The following is a 505-nucleotide window of genomic DNA, read 5'->3' on the forward strand; positions in this document are numbered from 1 at the left end:
TGATCCGACGTCGTTGCGGGGTTCACGCACCGGCGTCTACGCGGGCGCCATGTACCACGATTACGAGCCGGCCCTGCTGGAACGGCTCCCCGCTGTCGAGGGGCAGCGGATAGCCGGTGCGTCGAGTGTGATGTCGGGGCGGGTGTCGTTCGTGCTCGGATTGGAAGGCCCGGCGCTGACGCTGGATACGGCGTGTTCGTCGTCGCTGGTCGCGGTGCATCTGGCGGCGCAGGCACTGCGCCGCGGGGAGTGCGATCTCGCGTTGGCCGGCGGCGCCACCGTCATGGCTCGGCCGACGGTCTTCGTCGATTTCAGTCGCCAGCGCGCTTTGGCGCCCGACGGTCGATGCAAGGCGTTTGCCGCTGCGGCCGACGGCACCAGCTGGGGCGAAGGCGTCGGAGTCCTCCTGCTGGAACGGGTATCGGATGCGGTGGCGCATGGTCATCAGGTGCTGGCGGTGTTGCGCGGTTCCGCGGTCAACCAGGACGGTGCCTCGAACGGTTTG

General features: G+C 68.9%; 1 protein-coding gene. It reads left to right on the forward strand.

Features of this window, described 5'->3' with window-relative positions:
• A partial coding sequence (locus tag ACX4ZE_RS23035) for a beta-ketoacyl [acyl carrier protein] synthase domain-containing protein (RefSeq protein ID WP_480275559.1) occupies positions 1-505 on the forward strand: 505 nt, incomplete at both ends.

It is taken from the genome of Nocardia sp. TBRC8007, from assembly GCF_056629435.1.